The organism is Streptomyces sp. NBC_00620 (assembly GCF_026341825.1).
In the GTDB taxonomy this organism is placed as follows: Bacteria; Actinomycetota; Actinomycetes; order Streptomycetales; family Streptomycetaceae; genus Streptomyces.
In genome coordinates, this window is record NZ_JAPENY010000003.1 from 2,219,146 (window position 1) to 2,239,597 (window position 20,452).

A 20,452-nucleotide genomic window follows, 5' to 3' on the forward strand; every position below is an offset into this window, starting at 1 on the left:
GCGAAGGCCGTCGCGGGAGCCGGAGTCCTGGCTGTACTCACCTGGTGAACAACCGCCGCATGCGCGCGAAGAGGGGGCTCGAGCCCCGTTCCCGGTGACCGTGCACCCGGGGGTCGTCCGTGACGTCGTACCGCTTCACGTAGGCACCCAGGAAGGCCTGCAGTGTGGCGACCGCGGGGATGGCGATCAGCGCGCCCACCGCACCGAGGAGCGCGGTGCCCGCGACGACCGACCCGAAGGCGACCGCGGGGTGGATGTCGACGGTCTTCGCGGTCAGCTTGGGCTGCAGCACGTAGTTCTCGAACTGCTGGTAGATCACGACGAAGATCAGCACCCACAGCGCGTACCAGGGATCGACCGTGAAGGCGATCAGCATCGGCAGGGCGCCCGCGAGATAGGTACCGATGGTGGGGATGAACTGCGAGACCAGGCCCACCCAGACGGCGAGCACGGGCGCGTAGGGCACGCCCAGGGATTCCAGCAGGATGTAGTGCGCGACCCCCGAGATGAGCGCCATCAGACCGCGTGAGTACAGATAACCGCCGGTCTTGTCCACGGCGATCTCCCACGCGCGCAGGACCTCTGCCTGCCGGGCGGGCGGCAGCACGGAGCACAGCGCGCGGCGCAGCCTCGGCCCGTCCGCGGCGAAGTAGAAGGAGAACAGCGTGATCGTCAGCAGCTGGAAGAGGCCTCCGAGCACCTGGGTGGAGACGTCCAGGACACCGGTGGCGCTGTTCTGGACGTAGTTGCGCAGCCAGTCGGAGCGGAGCAGGCCCTCCTGGACGTCGACCCGCTTCAGGTCGGTGTTGAAATGCGCGTTGATCCAGTTGATGACGGAGTCGAGGTAGTTCGGAAAGTCCTCGACGATCTTGATGATCTGGCCCGCGAGCATGGAGCCGAGCAGCGTGACGAATCCGGCGGCGAAGATCAACAGGCCGAGGAAGACCAGGAAGGTGGCCAGCCCCCTGCGCATGCCGTACGAGGCCATCCGGCTCACCGCGGGCTCGATGGCGAGCGCCAGGAAGAACGCGATCAGGATGTTGATCAGCAAGCCGGTGAGCTCGTGGAACGCCCAACTGCCCAACTGGAACACGGCGATGAGCGCGAGGGCGAGCACCATGGCGCGTGGCAGCCATCGCGGCATGCGCCCGCCCTGCGCGGCGGCGTCCCCGGCCGGGGGGCCGGCGGGCGGCGTCGTGCCGAACGGTGATGCCTGCTGGGCGACCTGAGCGGTCTCGTCTGTCGGGGCCACGGAGCAAGTCTCGCCCACGCCACCGACAATCGGGTGCCCGCCCCGGATCTTCGTGCCCCGTCAGCGGTTTTCGTACGGAACGTCCGCGGCCGCGCACACCACGCGCCACACGTCCTTGGCCTCCCAGCCGGCGTTGAGCGCCTCGTGAACGGTCCGCCCGCCCAGCTCCGTCATCACGTGATCGCGCGCGAAGGTGTCGGCGTACTCCGTACCGAAGTGATCCGCCATCCGCTGCCAGAAGACCGTCAACCGCATGACTCCAGTATCCCGCTCCTGAGGGTGGGCCCGAGCCGGGGACCGCTTGTGGAGACCGCTTTCCGTCCTACGGTCTGACCCATGGCCGAATCCGGAGCATCCCCACTCCCCCCGACGCCCCCGGCGCACTCCCCGCTCTCGCGCGCCGAGCACTTCGTCTGGCTCACGGCGCGCGTGCTGGAGCAGCGCCGCTTCGAGTACCACTTCCTGAACAGCGATGTCGGCGGCGCGGATGCGGTGGAGACCGCGCTGGCCGCCTACCGCAATGACGACGACGGCTACGGTCACGCGCTGGAACCCGATCTGCGCGGCCCGGTGAGCCAGCCGTTGCACACCGGGCACGCGCTGCGCGTGCTCGACTCGATCGGGCGCTGCGGCGGACAGCGCGTGGAGCGTATGTGCCGCTATCTGACCTCCGTCTCGACGCCGGACGGCGCACTGCCGGCGATCCATCCCAGCCAGCGCGGCTATCCGACGGCTCCCTTCGTGCCGGTCGTCGACAACCCGCCGAGCGAACTCCTCGCCACCGGGCCCGTGGTGGGCCTGCTGCACCGCAACGAGGTGTGGCACGCCTGGCTGTTCCGGGCGACCGACTTCTGCTGGCAGGCGATCGAGTCCCTGGAGAAGTCCCACCCGTACGAGATCGAGGCCGCCGTGGCCTTCCTGGACTCCGCGCCCGACCGCCCGCGCGCGGAGGCGGCCGCCGACCGTCTGGGCCGCCTGGTACGCGAACACCGGCTCGCGGCGCTGGACCCGGAGCGTCTCGACGCGTTCCCCGTGGCGCCCGGCTACGCGCCCGGTGAGCACCATTTCCCGCACGACTACGCGAAGACCCCGGGCTCACTCGCGCGCGCGTGGTTCACCGACGAGGAAATGACGCACTCACTCGACCACTTGGCGAACGAGCAGGAAGAGGACGGCGGCTGGCCGATCCGCTGGCGCCAGTGGGCGCCGGGCACCGCCCTGGAGTGCCGCCCCATCGTGACGATCGAGGCGCTGCGCACCCTGAGGGCGTACGGACGGTCCATCAGCTGACCTTGCGGGTGCCGTGACGGACTGCGACGTACGGCCCGGCCGCCGACCCACGTGTCCTTTGCACCCCCGAGCAACAACGCCGCACGTCAGCCCGTAATCGCCCGCACTCCCGCCGTCACCACCACTGCCGCGGCGACCACGAGCAGGAAGGGGGCGCGCAGGATCAGTGCTACGGCGGCCGCGGCAAGCCCCGCGGCTTTCGCGTCCACCACCAGGACGTGCCCGTCGGCGAAGGTCTGCTGGGCCGTGAGGGCGGCAAGAAGGGCAACGGGCAGCAGGGCGGCGAGGCGCTGGACGAGCGGCCGCTCCAGTACTCCGGCGGGGACCAGCAGCCCGATGAGTTTGACGACGTAGCAGCCGACGGCGGTCGCGCCGATCGCGATCCAGATGCTCAACGGTCCTCCCCTGGTGCCTCGTCGGCGGTCCTCGCGCTGCGGCGGCCCTCTACGTAGAGGGCGGCCGGCGCGGCGAGCGCGGCCACCAGGACGGGGACTCCGGCAGGCAGCAGGGGGAGCAGACCGAGGCCCAGAAGGACCGCGACACCCGCGACCACACGCTCCGTAGTGGTCTTCAGCATCGGCGCGAGCAGCGCGAGGAAGACGGCGGGCCCTGCTGCGTCCAGTCCCCACGCGTCGGTGTCACCGATGGCCTCGGCCCCGACAGCGCCGAGCAGCGTGGTGAGGTTCCACAGCACGTAGAGGGTGAGCCCGGTGACCGTGAACCCGATGCGGACGCTGCGACGGGTGGGCTGGGCGAGGGCGACGGCTGTGGTCTCGTCGATGACCCACTGCGCGGCGAACGGGCGCACCGCGCGCGGGAGGGCCAGCAGCTGCGACAGCCTCAGTCCGTAGAACGCGTTGCGCACTCCGAGGAAGAAGGCACCCGCGGCAGCCGTGAGCGGGTTGCCCCCGGCCGCGAGGGCCCCCACCAGCGCGAACTGTGAGGCGCCGGTGAACACCAGCAGGCTGAGCGCGCAGGTCTGCAGCAGCGTGAGGCCGCTGCCCGCCGAGGTCACCCCGAAGGCGAAACCGGACAGGCCGACGGCGATCCCGACTCCCAGGGCGTCCCGGACGACGGCTGCGTCGGGTTTTCCGCCGTCTTCTTTGCGTATGTCTGCGAGAGCTGTCTGTTCTGCCACGCCTTGGACGGTAGGAGCAGTCGCCCTTCGCCGTCTTGTACGTTCTTGCGCTCACGCTGGTAGGCGCCCGGGGGGACGCCCACGATCCGGGTGAAGTGACGGTTGAGGTGCGGCTGGTCGGTGAAGCCGACGGCGACGGCCGCCTCGGCGGGCGCGGAACCGGTGTCCAGGAGGTGGCGGGCCCGGCGTACGCGGGCGTCGGTCAGCCAAGTGTGGGGCGGCATCCCGTAGGCATCGCGGAACGCTCGCAGCAGCGCGAACGGGCTGGTGCCGAGTTCGGTGGCGAGCAGCTCCAACGTAGGAGGCTCGGCCATCCGCTCGTCCAGCACGGCACGCGCGCGTGCCGCGATATGAGCACCGGCGGTGCGCACGGCCCGCCGCGGCAGCGGGCCTCCGTTCAGCCGCAGCAGCCGGGTCACGGCCACCCGCAGCAGGGTGTCGGCGGCGAGCGCGTTGCCCTCCTCCGCGGCCCTGAGCACCTGGTGGACGAGACCTGCGGCGTACGGATCGTCGAGCACGGGGCTGATGAATCCGGGAGTGCCGCGGATCGTGGTGGTCTCGGCGGCGATCTCGGCCACCAGTTCCGGGGACGGGTACACCGCCCCGTACCGCCAGCCCTCGGGGACGCCGGCCCGGCCGGTGTGCGGAGTGTCGGGGTTGACCAGCGCCAGTGCGCCCGGGCCCGCGTACTGGTCGGCGCTGCCGTGGTGGAAGACCTCGACGCCTTCGGCGATGGCGGCGATGACGAAGTTCTCGTGGGTATGCCGCACGAAGATCTTCTCGACGTATCGGGCCCGCAGCAGATCGACACCGGGCAGTTCCGCGTACTGCCAGTGCCGCGCCCGCTCCGCCGAAGCCGCCATGCCCCCATTCTGCGTCAGCGGGCCGCACGGGGTCGTCAGGGCCGTCGGTGACCCACGTACCAGACCGCCGCGAGCACTCCGCGAACACATTTCAGCAGGTCAGGGCGCTTGTCAGTGGCTGGGTGCAGGATGGACGCATGGTCAGCTCCACGCATCGAGCCCTCGACGGCTTCTCCCCCGCGACCCGCGGCTGGTTCACGGGGGCCTTCTCCGCGCCCACCGCGGCCCAGGCCGGGGCGTGGGCGGCCATCGGTGCGGGCTCGGACGTCCTTGTCGTCGCCCCGACCGGCTCCGGCAAGACCCTGGCCGCGTTCCTCGCCGCGCTCGACCAGTTGGCCTCGGCCCCGCCGCCGGCCGACCCCAAGAAGCGCTGCCGGGTGCTGTACGTGTCACCGCTCAAGGCCCTCGCGGTGGACGTGGAGCGCAACCTGCGCAGCCCGCTGACCGGTATCCGGCAGGAGTCGGTTCGGCTCGGGCTGCCCGAGCCCGAGGTGAAGGTGGGCATCCGCTCCGGCGACACCCCGCCCGCCGAGCGCCGCGCCCTGGCCACCCGCCCCCCGGACATCCTGATCACCACCCCCGAGTCGCTGTTCCTGATGCTCACCTCGGCCACACGCGACGCGCTCACGGGCATCGAGACGGTGATCCTGGACGAGGTGCACGCCGTCGCGGGCACCAAGCGCGGCGCTCACCTCGCGCTCACCCTGGAGCGCCTCGACGAGCTGCTGCCCAAGCCGGCACGCCGCATCGGTCTCTCCGCCACCGTGCGTCCGGTGGACGAGGTCGCGCGCTATCTCTCGCCCCAGCGCAAGGTGGAGATCGTCCAGCCGCCCTCCGGCAAGGAATTCGACCTCTCCGTGGTCGTCCCGGTCGAGGACCTGGGCGAACTGGGCGGCTCCCCGGTCGCCGACGGCAAGGAGGGAGCCGAAAAGCCCTCCATCTGGCCACACGTCGAGGAACGGATCGCCGACCTCGTCCAGGCCCACCGCTCGACGATCGTGTTCGCCAACTCCCGCCGCCTGGCGGAGCGACTCTGCAACCGGCTGAACGAGATCGCGTACGAGAGGGCGACCGGCCAACCCCTTGAAGAAGCCCATGCCCCGGCCGAGTTGATGGGCGGCTCGGGCGCCGCCCAGGGCGCCCCGCCGGTGATCGCCCGCGCCCACCACGGCTCGGTCTCCAAGGAGCAGCGTGCCCTCGTCGAGGAGGACCTCAAGGCGGGCCGTCTGCCCGCCGTGGTCGCCACCTCCAGCCTCGAACTCGGCATCGACATGGGCGCGGTGGACCTCGTCATCCAGGTCGAGTCGCCGCCGTCCGTGGCCTCCGGACTCCAGCGCGTGGGCCGCGCCGGCCACCAGGTGGGGGCGGTCTCCACCGGTGTCGTCTTCCCCAAGTACCGGGGCGACCTCGTGCAGGCCGCCGTGGTCACCGAGCGGATGCGCACCGGCTCCATCGAGTCCCTCCGGGTCCCGGCCAACCCCCTGGACGTGCTGGCCCAGCAGATCGTCGCGATGACCGCCCTCGACACCTGGCAGGTCGACGACCTGCTCGCCACGGTCCGCCGGGCGGCACCCTTCGCATCGCTCCCGGAGTCGGCGTTCACAGCCGTGCTCGACATGCTCGCGGGCCGCTATCCGTCCGACGCCTTCGCGGAGTTGCGGCCCCGGGTGGTGTGGGACCGCATCGCCGGTACGGTCACCGGGCGCCCCGGCGCGCAGCGCCTCGCCGTCACCTCCGGGGGCACGATTCCCGACCGCGGGCTTTTCGGGGTCTTCCTCGCGGGAGCCGACCCCAAGAAGGGGGGCGGCAGGGTCGGCGAACTCGACGAGGAGATGGTCTACGAGTCCCGCGTCGGCGATGTCTTCACACTCGGCACCAGCTCCTGGCGCATCGAGGACATCACGCGCGACCGCGTCCTGGTCTCCCCCGCACCCGGCGTTCCCGGCAGGCTCCCCTTCTGGAAGGGCGACCAGCTCGGCCGCCCACTCGAACTGGGCCGCGCGGTCGGCGCGTTCCTCCGAGAGGTGGGCTCCCTCCCCAAGGAGGACGCCCGGCTCCGCCTGCTCACCGCGGGCCTGGACGCCTGGGCAGCGGACAACGTGCTCTCGTACCTCGCCGAACAGCGCGAGGCGTGCGGTCACATCCCGGACGACCGCACCATCGTCGTCGAGCGGTTCCGTGACGAGCTGGGCGACTGGAGAGTCGTCGTGCACTCCCCCTTCGGCGCCCAGGTCCACGCTCCCTGGGCCCTCGCACTAGGCGCCAAGCTCTCCGAGCGCTATGGCATGGACGCCCAGGTCATGCACGCGGACGACGGCATCGTGCTGCGGCTGCCCGACGCCGACCTGATGGGCCTCGACCTGCTCGACCAGGCGCCCACGAAGGCGGGCACCGAGTACGACGCCGAGCAGGCGCCCGTCGGCGCCGCGGACGTCGCCCTCGACAAGGGCGACGTCAACCAGATCGTCACCGACCAGGTGGGCGGCTCGGCACTGTTCGCGTCCCGTTTCCGCGAGTGCGCGGCCCGGGCACTGCTGCTGCCACGCCGCAGCCCCGGAAAGCGCACCCCGCTGTGGCAGCAGCGGCAGCGCGCCGCCCAACTGCTCGAAGTGGCAAGCGAGTACGGCTCGTTCCCGATCGTCCTGGAGGCCGTTCGCGAATGCCTCCAGGATGTCTTCGACGTCCCTGGCCTCACAGAGCTGATGGGCGACATCGAGTCCCGCAAGGTGCGCCTGGTCGAGGTCACCACCCCGGAGCCCTCGCCGTTCGCCCGCTCCCTGCTCTTCGGATACGTCGCCCAGTTCCTGTACGAGGGCGACTCCCCCCTCGCCGAGCGGCGCGCCGCCGCGCTGTCCCTGGACTCACGGCTCCTCGCCGAGCTTCTCGGACAGGCCGAGCTGCGCGAGTTGCTCGACGCCGACGTCCTGGCCGAACTGGAGCGGGAGCTCCAGTGGCTCACCGAGGACCGCCGGGTCAAGGACGCCGAAGGCGTCGCCGACCTGCTGCGCCTGCTCGGCCCGCTCACGGAAGCCGAGCTGGCCGAGCGCGGCGCCGAGGCGCAGTGGGCCCAGGAGTTGGCCGCCTCCCGCCGCGCCATCCGCGTCCGGATCGCCGGGGCCGACCACTGGGCCGCGATCGAGGACGCGGGCCGGCTGCGTGACGCACTCGGTACGGCCCTGCCCGTCGGTGTCCCGGAGGCCTTCACCGAGCCGGTCAAGGACCCGCTCGGCGACCTCCTCGCGCGGTACGCGCGCACCCACGGCCCGTTCACGTCGACGACGGCCGCCGCCCGCTTCGGGCTCGGCACGGCCGTCACGGACGGCGCCCTGCATCGGCTCTCCGCGGCCGGACGCGTCGTACAAGGGGAGTTCCACCCGGCGGGCATCGGTCAGGAGTGGTGTGACGCGGCGGTTCTGCGCAGACTGCGGCGCCGTTCGCTCGCGGCGCTGCGCCATGAGCTGGAGCCCGTGCCGCCCGCCGCGCTGGCGCAGTTCCTGCCGCAGTGGCAGCACATCGGCAGCGGGCACGGGCTGCGCGGCATCGACGGACTGGTGCGCGCCATCGAGCAGTTGCAGGGCGCGTCCGTTCCCGCGTCCGCGCTGGAGAAGCTGGTCCTGCCGTCCCGGGTCACCGGCTACGCCCCCGCACTGCTCGACGAGCTCACCGCCGCCGGAGAAGTGGTCTGGGCCGGGGCCGGTTCACTGCCGGGCAAGGACGGCTGGGTCTCGCTGTACCTGGCGGACGCGGCTCCGCTGCTCCTGTCCTCCCCGCACCCCCTGGAGACGACCGCGCTCCACGAATCCATCCTGGGCGCTCTCTCCGGGGGCTACGGCCTCTTCTTCCGCCAGATCGCCGACCAGGTCCGCGCGACTACGCATCCCGACGTCACCGACCCTCAACTCGCCGACGCGGTCTGGGACCTGGCTTGGTCCGGACGGCTCACGAACGACACGCTCGCGCCCATGCGCTCCCTGCTGGGCTCGGGCCGCACCGCCGGGTCCACGGCCCACCGCGCCAAGCGCTCGATCCCACGCGGCCGCTACGGCTCCCTGACCGGCGCCGCGCGCCCCCAGTCCCGTACCGGCCCGCCGACCGTGGCAGGCCGCTGGTCCCTGCTCCCCGACCGCGAGCCCGACCCCACAGTGCGCGCCCACGCCCTGGCCCGGACCCTGCTCGACCGGCACGGCGTGGTGACCCGGGGCGCGGTCGCCGCAGAGGGCGTCGAGGGCGGCTTCTCCGCGGTCTACCGCATCCTGTCCGCCTTCGAGGACAGCGGCCAGGCACGGCGTGGATACGTGGTCGAAGGACTCGGCGCGGCCCAGTTCGCGATGGACGGCGCGGTCGACCGCCTGCGCGCGGCGGCGAACGCCCGGGACCGCGGCGAGGCCCTGTCCGAACCGGACCTCTCGAACGGTTTGCCTGTCCAGTACGGCTTCCCAGGCAACCGCGGCCCGGCGAGCACCCCGGCCTTCCCGAGCGGCCTCGACCCGACGGACCCGCTCAACTTCCCCGACGCCCCCAGCCATCCCCACGATCTCGGCGACCCCGGCGACTTCCGCGACCCGGGGAACTTCGACCCGGCAAACTCCGACTTCCCGCACACCAGCGGCCTCACCGAAGACCACAGCTTCTCCGCCGATGCGGCCGACCCCGACTTCTCAGCCCGCGCCGCCTCCCCCGACAGCCCCGGCCTCCCGAACAACCGCCCCCGCTCCCACACCCGTGCCACCACCCAGGCCGTCGTCCTCGCCGCCGCCGACCCCGCCAACGCCTACGGCGCGGCCCTCCCCTGGCCCGAGCCGCCGACCGGTGCCGGGCACAAGCCCGGCCGCAAAGCAGGCTCCCTGGTCGTGCTCGTGGACGGCGAACTGACGCTGTACATGGAACGCGGCGGCAAGACCCTGCTGGCCTGGCCCTCCGACCCGGACGGCGCGGTCACACAGGACGCCCGCCTGAGCGCCGCCGCCGAGACCCTCGCCACAGCGGCCCGAGCCGGCTCCCTCGGCACGGTCACGGTGGAGCGCGTCAACGGCGTCTCTTCCCTGACATCCCCTTTCGGCACCCTCCTGGAAGGAGCAGGCTTCATCGCGACCCCCCGCGGACTGCGCCTCCGCGCCTAGCGCCCCAGGAACCACAGCGCCCTCGGCACAGGCCCAAGTCCCCCACCCCCCGACATGCCACCCTGGAGCCATGCCCGAAGGAGACACCGTCTGGCAAGCCGCGAGGCGGCTGCACCTCGCCCTCGCCGGCAAAGTGCTGATCCGCTCGGACCTACGGGTGCCGAGGTACGCCACCGCCGACCTCACCGGCCGCACCGTCCTGGATGTGACCCCGCGCGGCAAGCACCTCCTCACCCGGATCGAGGGCGGGCTGACCCTGCACTCGCATCTGCGGATGGACGGTTCGTGGAAGGTGTACGCGAACGGGCAACGCTGGAGCGGTGGCCCCGCCCACCAGATCCGGGCCATCCTCGGCACCGCGGACCGCACGGCCGTCGGCTACCGGCTCCCCGTACTGGAGCTGCTCCGCACCGCCGACGAGGACCGAGCCGTGGGGCACCTCGGCCCCGACCTCCTGGGCCCCGGCTGGGACCCGGACAGGGCCCTGGAAAACCTGCTGCGCGACCCGGTCCGCCCCCTCGGCGAAGCCCTGCTCGACCAGCGCAATCTCGCCGGCATCGGCAACGTCTACAAGAGTGAGCTGTGCTTCCTCCTAGGCGTCACCCCCTGGCTCCCCATCGGCGCTCTCCCCGCCGACCGCGCCGCCCACCTGCCCGCCCTCGCCAAGAAACTCCTCGAATCCAACCGCGACCGCCCGACCCGCAACACCACGGGCCTCGGCGCCCAGGGACACAGCGCCACAGGGCGCGACCAGAACCTCTTCGTGTACGGCCGCGCACCCCGCCCCTGTCTGCGCTGCCGCACCCCGATCCGCGCGGCCGACCAGGGTGACGGCTCCCGCGAGCGCCCCACCTACTGGTGCCCGACGTGCCAAGCGGGCCCCGCCCCACCACCGGGCACCGCCAAACCCCGCACGAGTCCTCGACGTACAACTAATTGACGACCCGTCAGAAACCCTCGTACCGTCCCTTCATGCCCCTCAAGGCGTACGACCTCACCGGACGCACCGCATTCGTCACCGGCGCCGCCAGCGGCATCGGCCGCGCTTCCGCCGTACTGCTCGCAGAGGCGGGCGCCACGGTCCACTGCGCCGACCGCGACGCGCAGGGCCTGCATGAGACGGCGACCCTGATCAAGGGCCAGGGCGGCACCGCTCACACCCACTCGCTCGACGTCACCGACCGCGACCAGCTCAGGCAGGCAGTCAGATCCTGCGAACGCCTCGACGTCATGGCAGCGGTCGCCGGGATCATGCACAGCAGCCCCGTCCTGGAGACCAGGGACGAGGACCTCGACCGTGTGCTGAGGGTCAACTTCAAGGGTGTGCTGTACGCCTGCCAGGAAGCGGCCCACGCGATGATCGCGACCGGTACCCGCGGCAGCATCATCACGATGGCCTCGGGCGCCGTCGACACGGGCGGCCCCGGCCTGCTCTGCTACGGCGCCGCGAAGGCGGCGGTCGTCCAGCTGACGAAGACACTGGCGACCGAGATCGGCCCGCACGGCATCCGCGTAAACGCGGTGGCGCCCGGCTGGATCCGCACCCCGATGACCGACCGGCACAACGGGGAGGAGCAGGCGCACACCGAGGCGTTCATGGCCCGGCTGTCCCCACTGGGCCGCGTCGGCGAACCGGAGGACATCGCCCACGCCGTGCTGCACCTCGCCTCCGACGCCTCGGCGTTCACGACAGGCCAGATCCTCCGGCCCAACGGCGGCGTGGCGATGCCTTGGTAGCCCGCACTCAGGAAACCGGGTGCCGGACCCTCACCGCACACCCTGCGCACGCCTCTCGCGCGCCCCGCGCCCCCGAGCAGCCCTGCGCCCCTGCCACGCCTCCCACCACCGATCGGACCCAACGGCCCCCGCCGCCCGCGCCTTCGCCACACAGTGCACCGGAAGCAGGCTCAGCCCCCATCCGCCGGCCGCGACCGCCCCCTCCAGAACCCCCGCGTCAGGCGCCAGTGCGAGCCGGAGCACGCTCCACCACCACAGCCCGCCGAGCCCCAGAACCGCCCCCCAACGCACTATCCGCCCCGCCATGGCCAACACCTCCAGCCGGACGCTAGAACACCACCCTCACGCCCGACAGGGCGCACCAGCAGCACACAGGCGCATCCCGGGCCACCGCAGCGGACAGGTCACCGGTTCTCCGCCTGGACGTTCTCCGCCTGGAACATCCAATGGTGCTTCTCCAGATCCGCCGTGATCCCGATGAAGATGTCCTGGCTCACCGGATCCGGGTCCCCGGTCGCCGCCACCCGTTCCCGCATCCGCGTGATCACCGCGCTCAGCGCGTCCACGAGCGCCCCTACGGCATCGGTGTCCTTGACCCAGCCCTCGGGAGTCGAGCCGATGCCGCTGCTGGAGGCCACGGTCGCGGCCCGCCCGTCGGGCGAGACGCCCAGAGTCGAGGCCCGCTCCGCCACGGTGTCGGAGTGCAGGCGGGCGGTGTCCACGACCTCGTCGAGCTGGAGGTGGACGGAGCGGAAGCGCGGTCCGACCACGTTCCAGTGGATCTGCTTCGCCACAAGCGAGAGGTCGATCAAGTCGACCAGTGCGCCCTGCAGTGCCTCGGACACGGTCTTCAGGTCCGCGTCGGACAGCGAGCTCTTGACGACGTACATCAGAATCCTCCGATTCTTTACGACCTCACCAACCATTGCATATATGGCCAATTTGGGTCACTCGAAGGAAAGCGAAAGCCCCGGTCGGGGCCTCCAGGTCTCCCTGGAGGCCCCGACCGGGGCTTCACACACATTCTCAGTTCATAAGCGTCATGCGGCGACGACGTCGACAGCCTCCGCAGGCGCCTTGATCGTGACCCGTTCCGGTGGCACACCGGTCACCGAGACGGAATTGAGCATCGGGCGACGCACCGGTGCGGGCACCGGTTCGGTGGCCGCAGCCGACCGTGCCAGCTCGGCGAGAGCGAGCTCGTCGCTCACTTCCCGCATGAGCTCGGACATCCGTACGTCCAACGCGTCGCAGATCGCGGAGAGCAGCTCGGAGGATGCCTCCTTCTGCCCCCGCTCCACCTCGGAGAGATAGCCGAGTGAGACTCGGGCGGACGAGGAGACTTCGCGCAGAGTACGGCCCTGGCGCTGGCGCTGCCGACGCAGCACGTCACCAAGCAGGCGACGGAGCAGAATCATCGGTGGCTCCCTCCTCGGACCGCGTAGCCGCATCCTTCACGCCCCACCGTACCGCCTTGCGCCGCGGCCGTGCGGGGAGCAATGTCGTGTTCACTCAGGGCTGCAAACATCAAAACCCCCCGTTCTGTTCCGTATCCTGTGCCCGCTCATTACCGGTCTGTTCGCCCGCAAGCCCCTTCAGGAGCAGTGCGAGTACGCTCCGTGCACTCTCCATACGGATTTCCGCACGGCCGCCGTTCAACCGCAGCGGTACGACTTTCCCGCCACCAGTTGCGTCAAATACCGCGTCCGGCGGCCCTATGACGGCCACGAAAACCGTGCCGACGGGCTGTCCGTCCTGGGGTTCAGGCCCTGCGACACCGGTCGTCGCGATGCCCCAGTCCGCACCGAGAGCCTTCCGCACTCCGGCCGCCATCTGGGCCGCGACCTGCGGATCCACCGCACCGCGCTCGGCCAGCAGAGTGGCGTCGACACCGAGCAGTTCGTGCTTGAGCTCGGTGGCGTACGCGGTCACGGAGCCCCGGAACGCCCTGGACGCCCCAGGCACCGCTGTGATCTCCGTCGCCACCAGGCCACCGGTGAGCGACTCGGCCACGGCAAGCGTCTCGCCCCTCACCGTGAGTAGTCGAAGCACTTCAGTGGCCAGGGAATTCACCGCTCCGCCTCCTGGGCGGCCGCCAAGCGCTCGGCGATTCCGCTCCTGCGGAGCACAATGGCCTGTCTCACATAGTCGAGCCCGGTGACCACGGTCAGGACGACCGCCACGGCCATCACCCACCACCGCAGAGTGGCCAGCGGGCCTGTCAGCGCCAGGACGTACATCCCGACCGCCGTGCCCTGCACCAGCGTCTTCAGCTTGCCGCCGCGGCTCGCCGGGATGACCCCGTAACGGATCACCACGAAACGCAGCAGGGTGATCCCGAGCTCACGCCCGAGGATCACCCCCGTCACCCACCACGGCAGATCTCCGAGATAGGACAGACAGATCAGCGCCGCACCCATGATCGCCTTGTCGGCGATGGGGTCGGCGATCTTCCCGAAATCGGTGACGAGGTTGTACGTGCGCGCCAGATGGCCGTCGAAGATGTCGGTGATCATGGCGACGGCGAAGGCCGCCCAGGCCCACGCGCGCATGGCGGGGTCGTACCCGCCGTCGGCCAGCATCAGGGCCACGAAGCCGGGCACGAGTACGAGCCGGATCATGGTCAGGATGTTGGCGATGTTCCAGAGGCTGGCCTGGTTGACGGCCGCAGCGCCCAGCTTCCCGGCCCGCACCGGCTTGGCGCCCCCCGGAGCGCCGGGAGCGCCCGCCGCACCTTTCGTGCTGGGGGAGCCGCCCGCCGCGGATGCCGGGACTCCGGTCATCTGCCCGCCTCCTCAGTACACGGGAGCGAGCCCAGGAGCGGCTCGGCCACCAGGTCGACACCTTCCGTACCGACCACCTTGGCCTCGACGATACGGCCGACCGTCAAACCTTCGCTGCTCGTGAACAGCACCTGGCCGTCCGTCTCGGGCGCCTGGTGCTCGGCGCGCCCGAAGGCGCCTTCCGGCGAGTCGACCGACTCCACAAGGACGTGCACGGTCTCCCCGACGCGCTCCTCGGCCCGCTGCGAGACAAGCTCCTCGGCCAGCCGGGAGACACGCGCGAGCCGCTCGGCGACGACGTCCTCGTCGAGCTTGTGCTCGTACGTCGCCGCCTCGGTGCCGTCCTCGTCCGAGTACCCGAAGACACCGATCGCGTCGAGCCGCGCACCCGTGAGGAAGCGCTCCAGCTCCGCGAGGTCGGCCTCGGTCTCGCCCGGGAAGCCCACGATGAAGTTGGACCGCACACCGGCCTGCGGGGCCTTGGAACGGATCGTGTCGAGCAGCTCCAGGAAGCGGTCGGTGTCACCGAAGCGCCGCATCGCGCGCAGCACGTCGGGCGCGGAGTGCTGGAAGGAGAGGTCGAAGTAGGGCGCGATGTTCGGCGTCGAGGTGAGGACGTCGATGAGTCCGGGACGCATCTCGGCCGGCTGCAGGTAGCTGACCCGCACGCGCTCGATGCCCTCGATCTCCGCCAGCTCGGGCAGCATCGTCTCCAGGAGGCGGATGTCGCCGAGGTCCTTGCCGTACGAGGTGTTGTTCTCGGAGACCAGCATGACCTCCTTGACGCCCTGCTCGGCGAGCCAGCGGGTCTCGTTGAGCACGTCGCTCGGGCGGCGCGAGATGAACGAACCGCGGAAGGACGGGATGGCGCAGAAGGAGCAGCGCCGGTCGCAGCCCGAGGCGAGCTTCACCGAGGCGACGGGCGAGCCGTCGAGGCGGCGGCGCAGGGGCGCGCGGGGGCCGGACTCGGGCGCGACGCCCTGGGGAAGGTCCGAGGGAGCACCGTGACCGGGAAGAGCCACCTCTTCGCCCGCGCTCTGCCGCTCGGCGGGGCTGATCGGCAGCAGCTTGCGGCGGTCGCGCGGGGTGTGCGCGGCGTGGATGCCGCCGTTCAGGATGGTCTGGAGGCGGTCGGAGATGTCGGCGTAGTCGTCGAAGCCGAGTACGCCGTCGGCCTCGGGCAGCGCCTCGGCGAGCTCCTTGCCGTACCGCTCGGCCATGCAGCCCACGGCCACGACGGCCTGGGTTCTCCCGTGGCCCTTGAGATCATTGGCTTCGAGGAGGGCGTCGACGGAGTCCTTCTTGGCGGCTTCCACGAAGCCACAGGTGTTGACGACGGCTACGTCCGCGTCCTCGGCGTCCTCCACGAGTTGCCAGCCGTCCGCCTCCAAGCGGCCTGCGAGCTCCTCCGAGTCCACCTCGTTACGGGCGCAGCCAAGGGTGACGAGTGCGACGGTACGGCGTTCAGGCATGGGCTCAAGACTACTTCGTCCCGCTGACAGCCCACGTCGACGGGGTTGGCCGATCTTGGCCAACCCCGTGCCCGCATGTCCCTTGAGCCGCTTATCCGACCTCGGGGTCGCCCTTCGTGTACGTCAGGCGTTCGACCTGGCCGGGCTGGAACTCGTCCTTGATTTCCTTGCCGTTCACGTGCAGCTGGATGGCGCCGGCGTCACCCAGAACGAGATCGATCTTCTCCTGGTCCTGGAAGGTCTTGGACTGGCCCTGCTCCAGGAGACCGTCGAAGAGCAGCCGCCCGTTGTGGTCCTTGGCGGAGATCCAGCTGCGCCCGTCGGGGGCGCTCACCTGGACGGTCACCTTGTCCTGCGGGGCGGCCGCGATGGCGCTGTCGGACGGCTTCGGGTCGGCGGGCTTGGTGACGGTCGGCTTGGGCGCAGGCTTGCTGGCGGTCGGCGTGGACCCCTCGGCGACCTGCGTCTTCGCGTCGCTCCCGCTGTCGCCGCCCTTGACCACGGTGAAACCGACGAAGCCGATCACCGCGACGATCGCGGCGACCATGGCGGCGGTCCAGTTCGGTCCGCGCCGCTCGGGACGGATACGTTCCGCCTCGAAGAGCGGTGCGGCCGGCGTCGGCGCGGGGCGACCGCCGTGCTCGGCGTCGTAGCGCGCGAGCAGCGGGGCCGGATCAATATGGACGGCGCGTGCCAGGGTCCGGATGTGACCGCGCGCGTAGACATCGCCACCGCAGGGGCCGAAGTCGTCCTGCTCGATCGAGTGCACGATGGCGATACGGACCCGAGTGGCATTGCTGACGTCATCGACCGTCAGCCCGGCTTCGACACGGGCCTGCCGCAGGGCACGGCCGATCGAAGGCTGCTCTGCCGCACGGTCGTCTTCGAACGGACGCTCGTCTTCGGGGGGGTTGCCGTCGGGGGAATTGCCGATGGACACGGGGGCGCCTTTCGAGCGTGTAGCCACCTGTGCTGGAGGTTCAGTTTAGGGGGGGTAAGAAAGGATGGGGCAACCGGGCGGTGGGACTTCTTACGCCATCAGAATGGCCGGTCATCCTGATGTTGGGACATGTACGTGTCCCCTCCCTCAACTTGACGTACGCCGAAGGGAAACGGTTGCCCTCTATTCCCTTACGGGTGAGTCACGTTCGGATACCCATCTGCGGCGAACCCACTCGTACGGGGACCGACCTGTCCCGTTTCCCTACGCTTCAGCTTCCCCACGAATCACGGCGAGCACTCCATCCAGCTCATCAGCCTTCACAAGAACGTCACGCGCCTTGGAGCCCTCGCTCGGTCCGACGATGCCGCGGGACTCCATGAGGTCCATCAGGCGCCCCGCCTTGGCGAAGCCGACGCGCAGCTTGCGCTGGAGCATCGAGGTGGACCCGAACTGGGTGGAGACGACCAGTTCGGCGGCCTGGCACAGCAGGTCGAGGTCGTCGCCGATGTCCTCGTCGATCTCCTTCTTCTGCTTGGTGCCCACCGTGACGTCGTCCCGGAAGACCGGCGCCATCTGATCCTTGCAGTGCTGCACGATCAACGCGACCTCGCCCTCGGTCACGAAGGCGCCCTGCATACGGGTCGGCTTGTTGGCCCCCATCGGCAGGAACAGCCCGTCGCCCTTGCCGATCAGCTTCTCGGCACCCGGCTGGTCGAGGATGACGCGGCTGTCGGCGAGCGAGGAGGTGGCGAAAGCGAGCCGGGACGGCACGTTCGCCTTGATCAGACCGGTGACGACATCGACGGACGGCCGCTGCGTGGCCAGCACCAGGTGGATGCCGGCCGCACGCGCGAGCTGCGTGATGCGCACGATGGAGTCCTCGACGTCCCGCGGCGCGACCATCATCAGGTCCGCGAGCTCGTCGACGATCACCAGCAGATACGGGTACGGGCTCAGCTCGCGCTCACTGCCCTCGGGCAGCTTCACCTTGCCGTTCCTGATGGCCTCGTTGAAGTCGTCGATGTGCCGGTACCCGAACGCCGCGAGGTCGTCGTAGCGCAGATCCATCTCCCGTACGACCCACTGCAGTGCCTCGGCGGCCCGCTTGGGGTTGGTGATGATCGGTGTGATCAGGTGCGGGATGCCCTCGTACGCGGTCAGCTCGACGCGCTTGGGGTCGACGAGGACCATGCGCACGTCCTCGGGGGTCGCGCGCACCATGACGGACGTGATCAGGCAGTTGATGCATGACGATTTGCCGGAACCGGTCGCTCCGGCCACCAGGACGTGCGGCATCTTCGCGAGGTTGGCCATCACATAGCCGCCCTCGACGTCCTTGCCGAGCGCGACCAGCATCGGGTGGTCGTCCTCGGCGGCGTCGGCCAGCCGCAGCACGTCACCCAGGTTGACCATCTCGCGGTCGGTGTTCGGGATCTCGATGCCGACCGCCGACTTGCCGGGGATCGGGCTGATGATCCGGACGTCCGGGCTGGCGACGGCGTACGCGATGTTCTTGGCCAGCGCCGTGATCCGCTCGACCTTCACGGCGGGGCCGAGCTCGACCTCGTACCGGGTGACCGTCGGACCGCGCGTGAAGCCGGTGACGGCGGCGTCGACCTTGAACTCCATGAAGACGTTCGAGAGCGAGGCGACGACCGCGTCGTTGGCGGCGCTGCGCGTCTTGCCGGGGCCGCCGCGCTCCAGGAGGTCGAGCGACGGCAGGGAGTACGAGATGTCGCCGGAGAGCTGGAGTTGCTCCGCGCGCGGGGGCAGCTCACGGGGTGCGTCGGGCGCCGCCTTGGTGAGGTCGGGCACGACGGGCTCGACCTTGAGCATCTCCTGCTTGGGCCGCTTGGCCCCAGGAACGGCCTTGGCACGCGCGGCCGGCACCGGCGTCGTCTCCTCGTACCCGTCCCGCTCCACGCGGACGCCCTGCGTCAGATCGGCGACCAGCGGCGAGGGCGGCATCCCGTGCAGCACCGCCCCGTCGAGCGCGGCAGCGGCGGCCGCGGCGACGTCCACCGCGTCCATCGGCCGGTTCATGTCGGGCTGTTGCATGGCGGGCCGCCTGGGGCGGCCACGGCGCTTGGTGAGCGCCTCCTGCTCGGCGCTGTCGGGGTCGTACGCCTCAGGGGCGCGAGAGCGCCTCCTGGAGCGCGCGGGGAGCGCCTCGCGCCACTGCTCGTCGTAACGCTCGTCGTCCTCCCCGAGGCCGTCCTCGTCCTCGTCGGCCTGGACGATGCCCAGCTTCTGGCCCAGCAGCCGCAGCCGCTGCGGAATCGCGTTGACCGGAGTCGCCGTGACGACGAGCAGGCCGAAGATCGTGAGCAGCACCAGGAGCGGCACGGCGAGGACGTCGCCCATCGTGTACGTCAACGGGGTGGACGCGCCCCAGCCGATGAGCCCTCCGGCGTCCCTTATGGCCTGCATGCCGTCGCTGCGCGCGGGCGCCCCGCACGCGATGTGGACCTGGCCCAGCACGCCGATGACGAGCGCGGACAGGCCGATCACGATGCGGCCGTTCGCCTCGGGCTTCTCGGGATGCCGGATGAGCCGGGCCGCGATGACGCCGAGCAGTATCGGGACCAGCAGGTCGAGGCGGCCGAAGGCACCGGTGACCAGCATCTCGACGAGATCGCCCACGGGGCCCTGCAGGTTGGACCAGGTTCCCGCGGCGGTGATCAGCGCGAGGCCGAGCAGCAGCAGCGCGACACCGTCCTTGCGGTGCGCCGGGTCGAGCCCCTTCGCTCCCCGCCCTATGCCGCGGAACATCGCTCCGACGGCGTGCGCGACCCCCAGCCAGAGTGCGCGGACGAGTTTGTACACGCCCGCGGTCGGATTAGGTGCCGGCGCGGGTGCGGGCTTCTTCGCCGCGGCCTTCTTGGCAGGCGCCTTCTTCGCGGCGGCCTTTTTCGCGGGGGCCTTCGTCGGAGCGGCCGCCTTCTTCGCGGGCGGCTTCTTGGCTGCGGACTGACGTGAGGCCATGTGTGTGAGGTTACCGGTGGAGACGACAGCGGACACGTGTGCCTACTGCTTCACCCGTTCGTGTCGCCCGGACCCGAGCCCGAAACTGACGCCGATTCACCGGCCTTGCACTGCTTGGCACACGCGACCGCACTGGTGGCGACACCCGGCCAGGGGTACGCCCACTCTCCGGCCGGCCCGCTCAGTTCTGCGACGGCACCGAAGCCGCGCCACTCCCCGTACCCGGCTCCAACGCGTCCAGCGCCCTGCGCAATCCCGTGAGTTTGCGTTCGAGATGGGCCGCGGTCGCCACCGCCGCCGCGTCCGCCGAGTCGTCGTCGAGCTGCTTGGACAGCGCCTCTGCCTGCTCCTCAACGGCCGCGAGCCGCGCGGAGAGTTCGGCGAGCAGCCCGGCGGGCTCCTTGGCCTCGCCCAGCGTCGCCTTGCCGCCGCCCTCCAACTGGAGCCGCAGCAGCGCCGCCTGCTCCCGGAGTTGGCAGTTCTTCATGTAGAGCTCGACGAAGACGGAGACCTTCGCGCGCAGCACCCATGGGTCGAACGGCTTGGAGATGTAGTCCACCGCACCTGCCGCATATCCCCGGAAGGTGTGATGCGGGCCATGGTTGATGGCGGTGAGGAAGATGATCGGGATGTCCCGGGTCCGTTCTCGCCGCTTGATGTGCGCGGCGGTTTCGAAACCGTCCATGCCCGGCATCTGGACGTCCAGCAAAATGACCGCGAAGTCGTCCGTGAGTAGTGCTTTGAGCGCTTCCTCCCCGGACGATGCCCGCACCAGTGTCTGATCGAGCGCGGAGAGGATCGCCTCCAGCGCCAGCAGATTCTCCGGCCGGTCATCGACCAGGAGGATCTTGGCCTTCTGCACCATGGCC

Annotated in this window: 18 protein-coding genes; 4 read left to right on the plus strand and 14 right to left on the minus strand. The window is 70.6% G+C overall.

What is annotated here, in order from left to right; all coding sequences use genetic code 11:
* Positions 1 to 37: 37 nt before the first annotated feature.
* Complete coding sequence (locus tag OG246_RS40885; protein WP_266474388.1) at positions 38 to 1,252, minus strand: AI-2E family transporter; 1,215 nt, start codon at positions 1,250 to 1,252, stop codon at positions 38 to 40.
* A gap of 60 nt (positions 1,253 to 1,312) precedes the next feature.
* On the minus strand, positions 1,313 to 1,507 hold the full coding sequence (locus tag OG246_RS40890; protein WP_266474390.1) for a DUF3046 domain-containing protein: 195 nt from the start codon (positions 1,505 to 1,507) through the stop codon (positions 1,313 to 1,315).
* Positions 1,508 to 1,588: 81 nt separating this feature from the next.
* On the opposite strand from OG246_RS40890, the gene OG246_RS40895 reads away from it, so the two are divergent.
* A complete protein-coding gene (locus OG246_RS40895) occupies positions 1,589 to 2,542 on the plus strand; it encodes a hypothetical protein (protein WP_266474392.1) in 954 nt (317 codons plus the stop codon).
* Positions 2,543 to 2,628: 86 nt separating this feature from the next.
* On the opposite strand, the gene OG246_RS40900 is transcribed toward OG246_RS40895, so the two are convergent.
* The 3 genes from OG246_RS40900 to OG246_RS40910 are packed head-to-tail and all read right to left on the minus strand — an operon-like array spanning position 2,629 to position 4,543.
* Positions 2,629 to 2,937, minus strand: coding sequence for an AzlD domain-containing protein (locus tag OG246_RS40900; protein WP_266474394.1), 309 nt, complete (start codon positions 2,935 to 2,937; stop codon positions 2,629 to 2,631).
* Positions 2,934 to 3,653, minus strand: coding sequence for an AzlC family ABC transporter permease (locus OG246_RS40905; protein ID WP_266475057.1), 720 nt, complete (start codon positions 3,651 to 3,653; stop codon positions 2,934 to 2,936). The genes OG246_RS40900 and OG246_RS40905 overlap by 4 nt, the downstream gene beginning before the upstream one ends.
* Positions 3,554 to 4,543, minus strand: coding sequence for an AraC family transcriptional regulator (locus OG246_RS40910; protein WP_266474396.1), 990 nt, complete (start codon positions 4,541 to 4,543; stop codon positions 3,554 to 3,556). Before OG246_RS40910 ends, OG246_RS40905 begins: the two co-directional genes overlap by 100 nt.
* A 137-nt stretch (positions 4,544 to 4,680) precedes the next feature.
* Between OG246_RS40910 and OG246_RS40915 the strand changes: the two genes are divergently transcribed.
* The 3 genes from OG246_RS40915 to OG246_RS40925 all read left to right on the plus strand — a co-directional run bounded on the left by OG246_RS40915 (position 4,681) and on the right by OG246_RS40925 (position 11,400).
* On the plus strand, positions 4,681 to 9,663 hold the full coding sequence (locus tag OG246_RS40915) for an ATP-dependent helicase (protein WP_266474398.1): 4,983 nt from the start codon (positions 4,681 to 4,683) through the stop codon (positions 9,661 to 9,663).
* 70 nt (positions 9,664 to 9,733) lie between these two features.
* Entirely contained in the window at positions 9,734 to 10,603 is an 870-nt protein-coding gene (locus OG246_RS40920; RefSeq protein ID WP_266474399.1) for an Fpg/Nei family DNA glycosylase, read from the plus strand.
* Between the two features lie 32 nt (positions 10,604 to 10,635).
* On the plus strand, positions 10,636 to 11,400 hold the full coding sequence (locus OG246_RS40925) for an SDR family NAD(P)-dependent oxidoreductase (RefSeq protein ID WP_266474400.1): 765 nt from the start codon (positions 10,636 to 10,638) through the stop codon (positions 11,398 to 11,400).
* Positions 11,401 to 11,430: 30 nt separating this feature from the next.
* On the opposite strand, the gene OG246_RS40930 is transcribed toward OG246_RS40925, so the two are convergent.
* From OG246_RS40930 to OG246_RS40970, 9 genes are all read right to left on the minus strand, one after another.
* Entirely contained in the window at positions 11,431 to 11,706 is a 276-nt protein-coding gene (locus tag OG246_RS40930) for a hypothetical protein (RefSeq protein ID WP_266474402.1), read from the minus strand.
* A gap of 98 nt (positions 11,707 to 11,804) precedes the next feature.
* Positions 11,805 to 12,290 carry a Dps family protein gene (locus OG246_RS40935; RefSeq protein ID WP_266474404.1) on the minus strand — a complete coding sequence of 162 codons (486 nt, stop codon included), beginning with the start codon at positions 12,288 to 12,290 and terminating at the stop codon, positions 11,805 to 11,807.
* Between the two features lie 150 nt (positions 12,291 to 12,440).
* Entirely contained in the window at positions 12,441 to 12,818 is a 378-nt protein-coding gene (locus tag OG246_RS40940; RefSeq protein ID WP_266474405.1) for a helix-turn-helix domain-containing protein, read from the minus strand.
* A 109-nt stretch (positions 12,819 to 12,927) separates the two neighbouring features.
* Complete coding sequence (locus OG246_RS40945) at positions 12,928 to 13,473, minus strand: CinA family protein (protein WP_266474407.1); 546 nt, start codon at positions 13,471 to 13,473, stop codon at positions 12,928 to 12,930.
* Entirely contained in the window at positions 13,470 to 14,183 is a 714-nt protein-coding gene (gene pgsA / locus OG246_RS40950; protein WP_266474409.1) for a CDP-diacylglycerol--glycerol-3-phosphate 3-phosphatidyltransferase, read from the minus strand. The genes OG246_RS40945 and pgsA overlap by 4 nt, the downstream gene beginning before the upstream one ends.
* Complete coding sequence (gene rimO / locus OG246_RS40955) at positions 14,180 to 15,655, minus strand: 30S ribosomal protein S12 methylthiotransferase RimO (protein WP_266474411.1); 1,476 nt, start codon at positions 15,653 to 15,655, stop codon at positions 14,180 to 14,182. The genes pgsA and rimO overlap by 4 nt, the downstream gene beginning before the upstream one ends.
* A 91-nt stretch (positions 15,656 to 15,746) precedes the next feature.
* On the minus strand, positions 15,747 to 16,595 hold the full coding sequence (locus OG246_RS40960; protein ID WP_266474413.1) for a RodZ domain-containing protein: 849 nt from the start codon (positions 16,593 to 16,595) through the stop codon (positions 15,747 to 15,749).
* Positions 16,596 to 16,859: 264 nt separating this feature from the next.
* Positions 16,860 to 19,583 carry a DNA translocase FtsK gene (locus OG246_RS40965; protein ID WP_266474414.1) on the minus strand — a complete coding sequence of 908 codons (2,724 nt, stop codon included), beginning with the start codon at positions 19,581 to 19,583 and terminating at the stop codon, positions 16,860 to 16,862.
* A 181-nt stretch (positions 19,584 to 19,764) separates the two neighbouring features.
* Positions 19,765 to 20,448: a two-component system response regulator gene (locus tag OG246_RS40970; RefSeq protein WP_266474415.1), complete on the minus strand. Its 684-nt coding sequence runs from the start codon at positions 20,446 to 20,448 to the stop codon at positions 19,765 to 19,767.
* Between the last annotated feature and the right edge of the window lie 4 nt (positions 20,449 to 20,452).

Excerpts from the sequence above, each read along its gene's own strand:
- OG246_RS40965 (WP_266474414.1), bottom strand. The coding sequence starts at position 19,583 with ATGGCCTCACGTCAGTCCGCAGCCAAGAAGCCGCCCGCGAAGAAGGCG.
- OG246_RS40920 (WP_266474399.1), top strand. The coding sequence starts at position 9,734 with ATGCCCGAAGGAGACACCGTCTGGCAAGCCGCGAGGCGGCTGCACCTC.
- OG246_RS40935 (WP_266474404.1), bottom strand. The coding sequence starts at position 12,290 with ATGTACGTCGTCAAGAGCTCGCTGTCCGACGCGGACCTGAAGACCGTG.
- OG246_RS40970 (WP_266474415.1), bottom strand. The coding sequence starts at position 20,448 with ATGGTGCAGAAGGCCAAGATCCTCCTGGTCGATGACCGGCCGGAGAAT.
- OG246_RS40925 (WP_266474400.1), top strand. The coding sequence starts at position 10,636 with ATGCCCCTCAAGGCGTACGACCTCACCGGACGCACCGCATTCGTCACC.
- OG246_RS40890 (WP_266474390.1), bottom strand. The coding sequence starts at position 1,507 with ATGCGGTTGACGGTCTTCTGGCAGCGGATGGCGGATCACTTCGGTACG.
- OG246_RS40940 (WP_266474405.1), bottom strand. The coding sequence starts at position 12,818 with ATGATTCTGCTCCGTCGCCTGCTTGGTGACGTGCTGCGTCGGCAGCGC.
- OG246_RS40910 (WP_266474396.1), bottom strand. The coding sequence starts at position 4,543 with ATGGCGGCTTCGGCGGAGCGGGCGCGGCACTGGCAGTACGCGGAACTG.
- OG246_RS40930 (WP_266474402.1), bottom strand. The coding sequence starts at position 11,706 with ATGGCGGGGCGGATAGTGCGTTGGGGGGCGGTTCTGGGGCTCGGCGGG.
- rimO (WP_266474411.1), bottom strand. The coding sequence starts at position 15,655 with ATGCCTGAACGCCGTACCGTCGCACTCGTCACCCTTGGCTGCGCCCGT.
- OG246_RS40895 (WP_266474392.1), top strand. The coding sequence starts at position 1,589 with ATGGCCGAATCCGGAGCATCCCCACTCCCCCCGACGCCCCCGGCGCAC.
- OG246_RS40915 (WP_266474398.1), top strand. The coding sequence starts at position 4,681 with ATGGTCAGCTCCACGCATCGAGCCCTCGACGGCTTCTCCCCCGCGACC.
- pgsA (WP_266474409.1), bottom strand. The coding sequence starts at position 14,183 with ATGACCGGAGTCCCGGCATCCGCGGCGGGCGGCTCCCCCAGCACGAAA.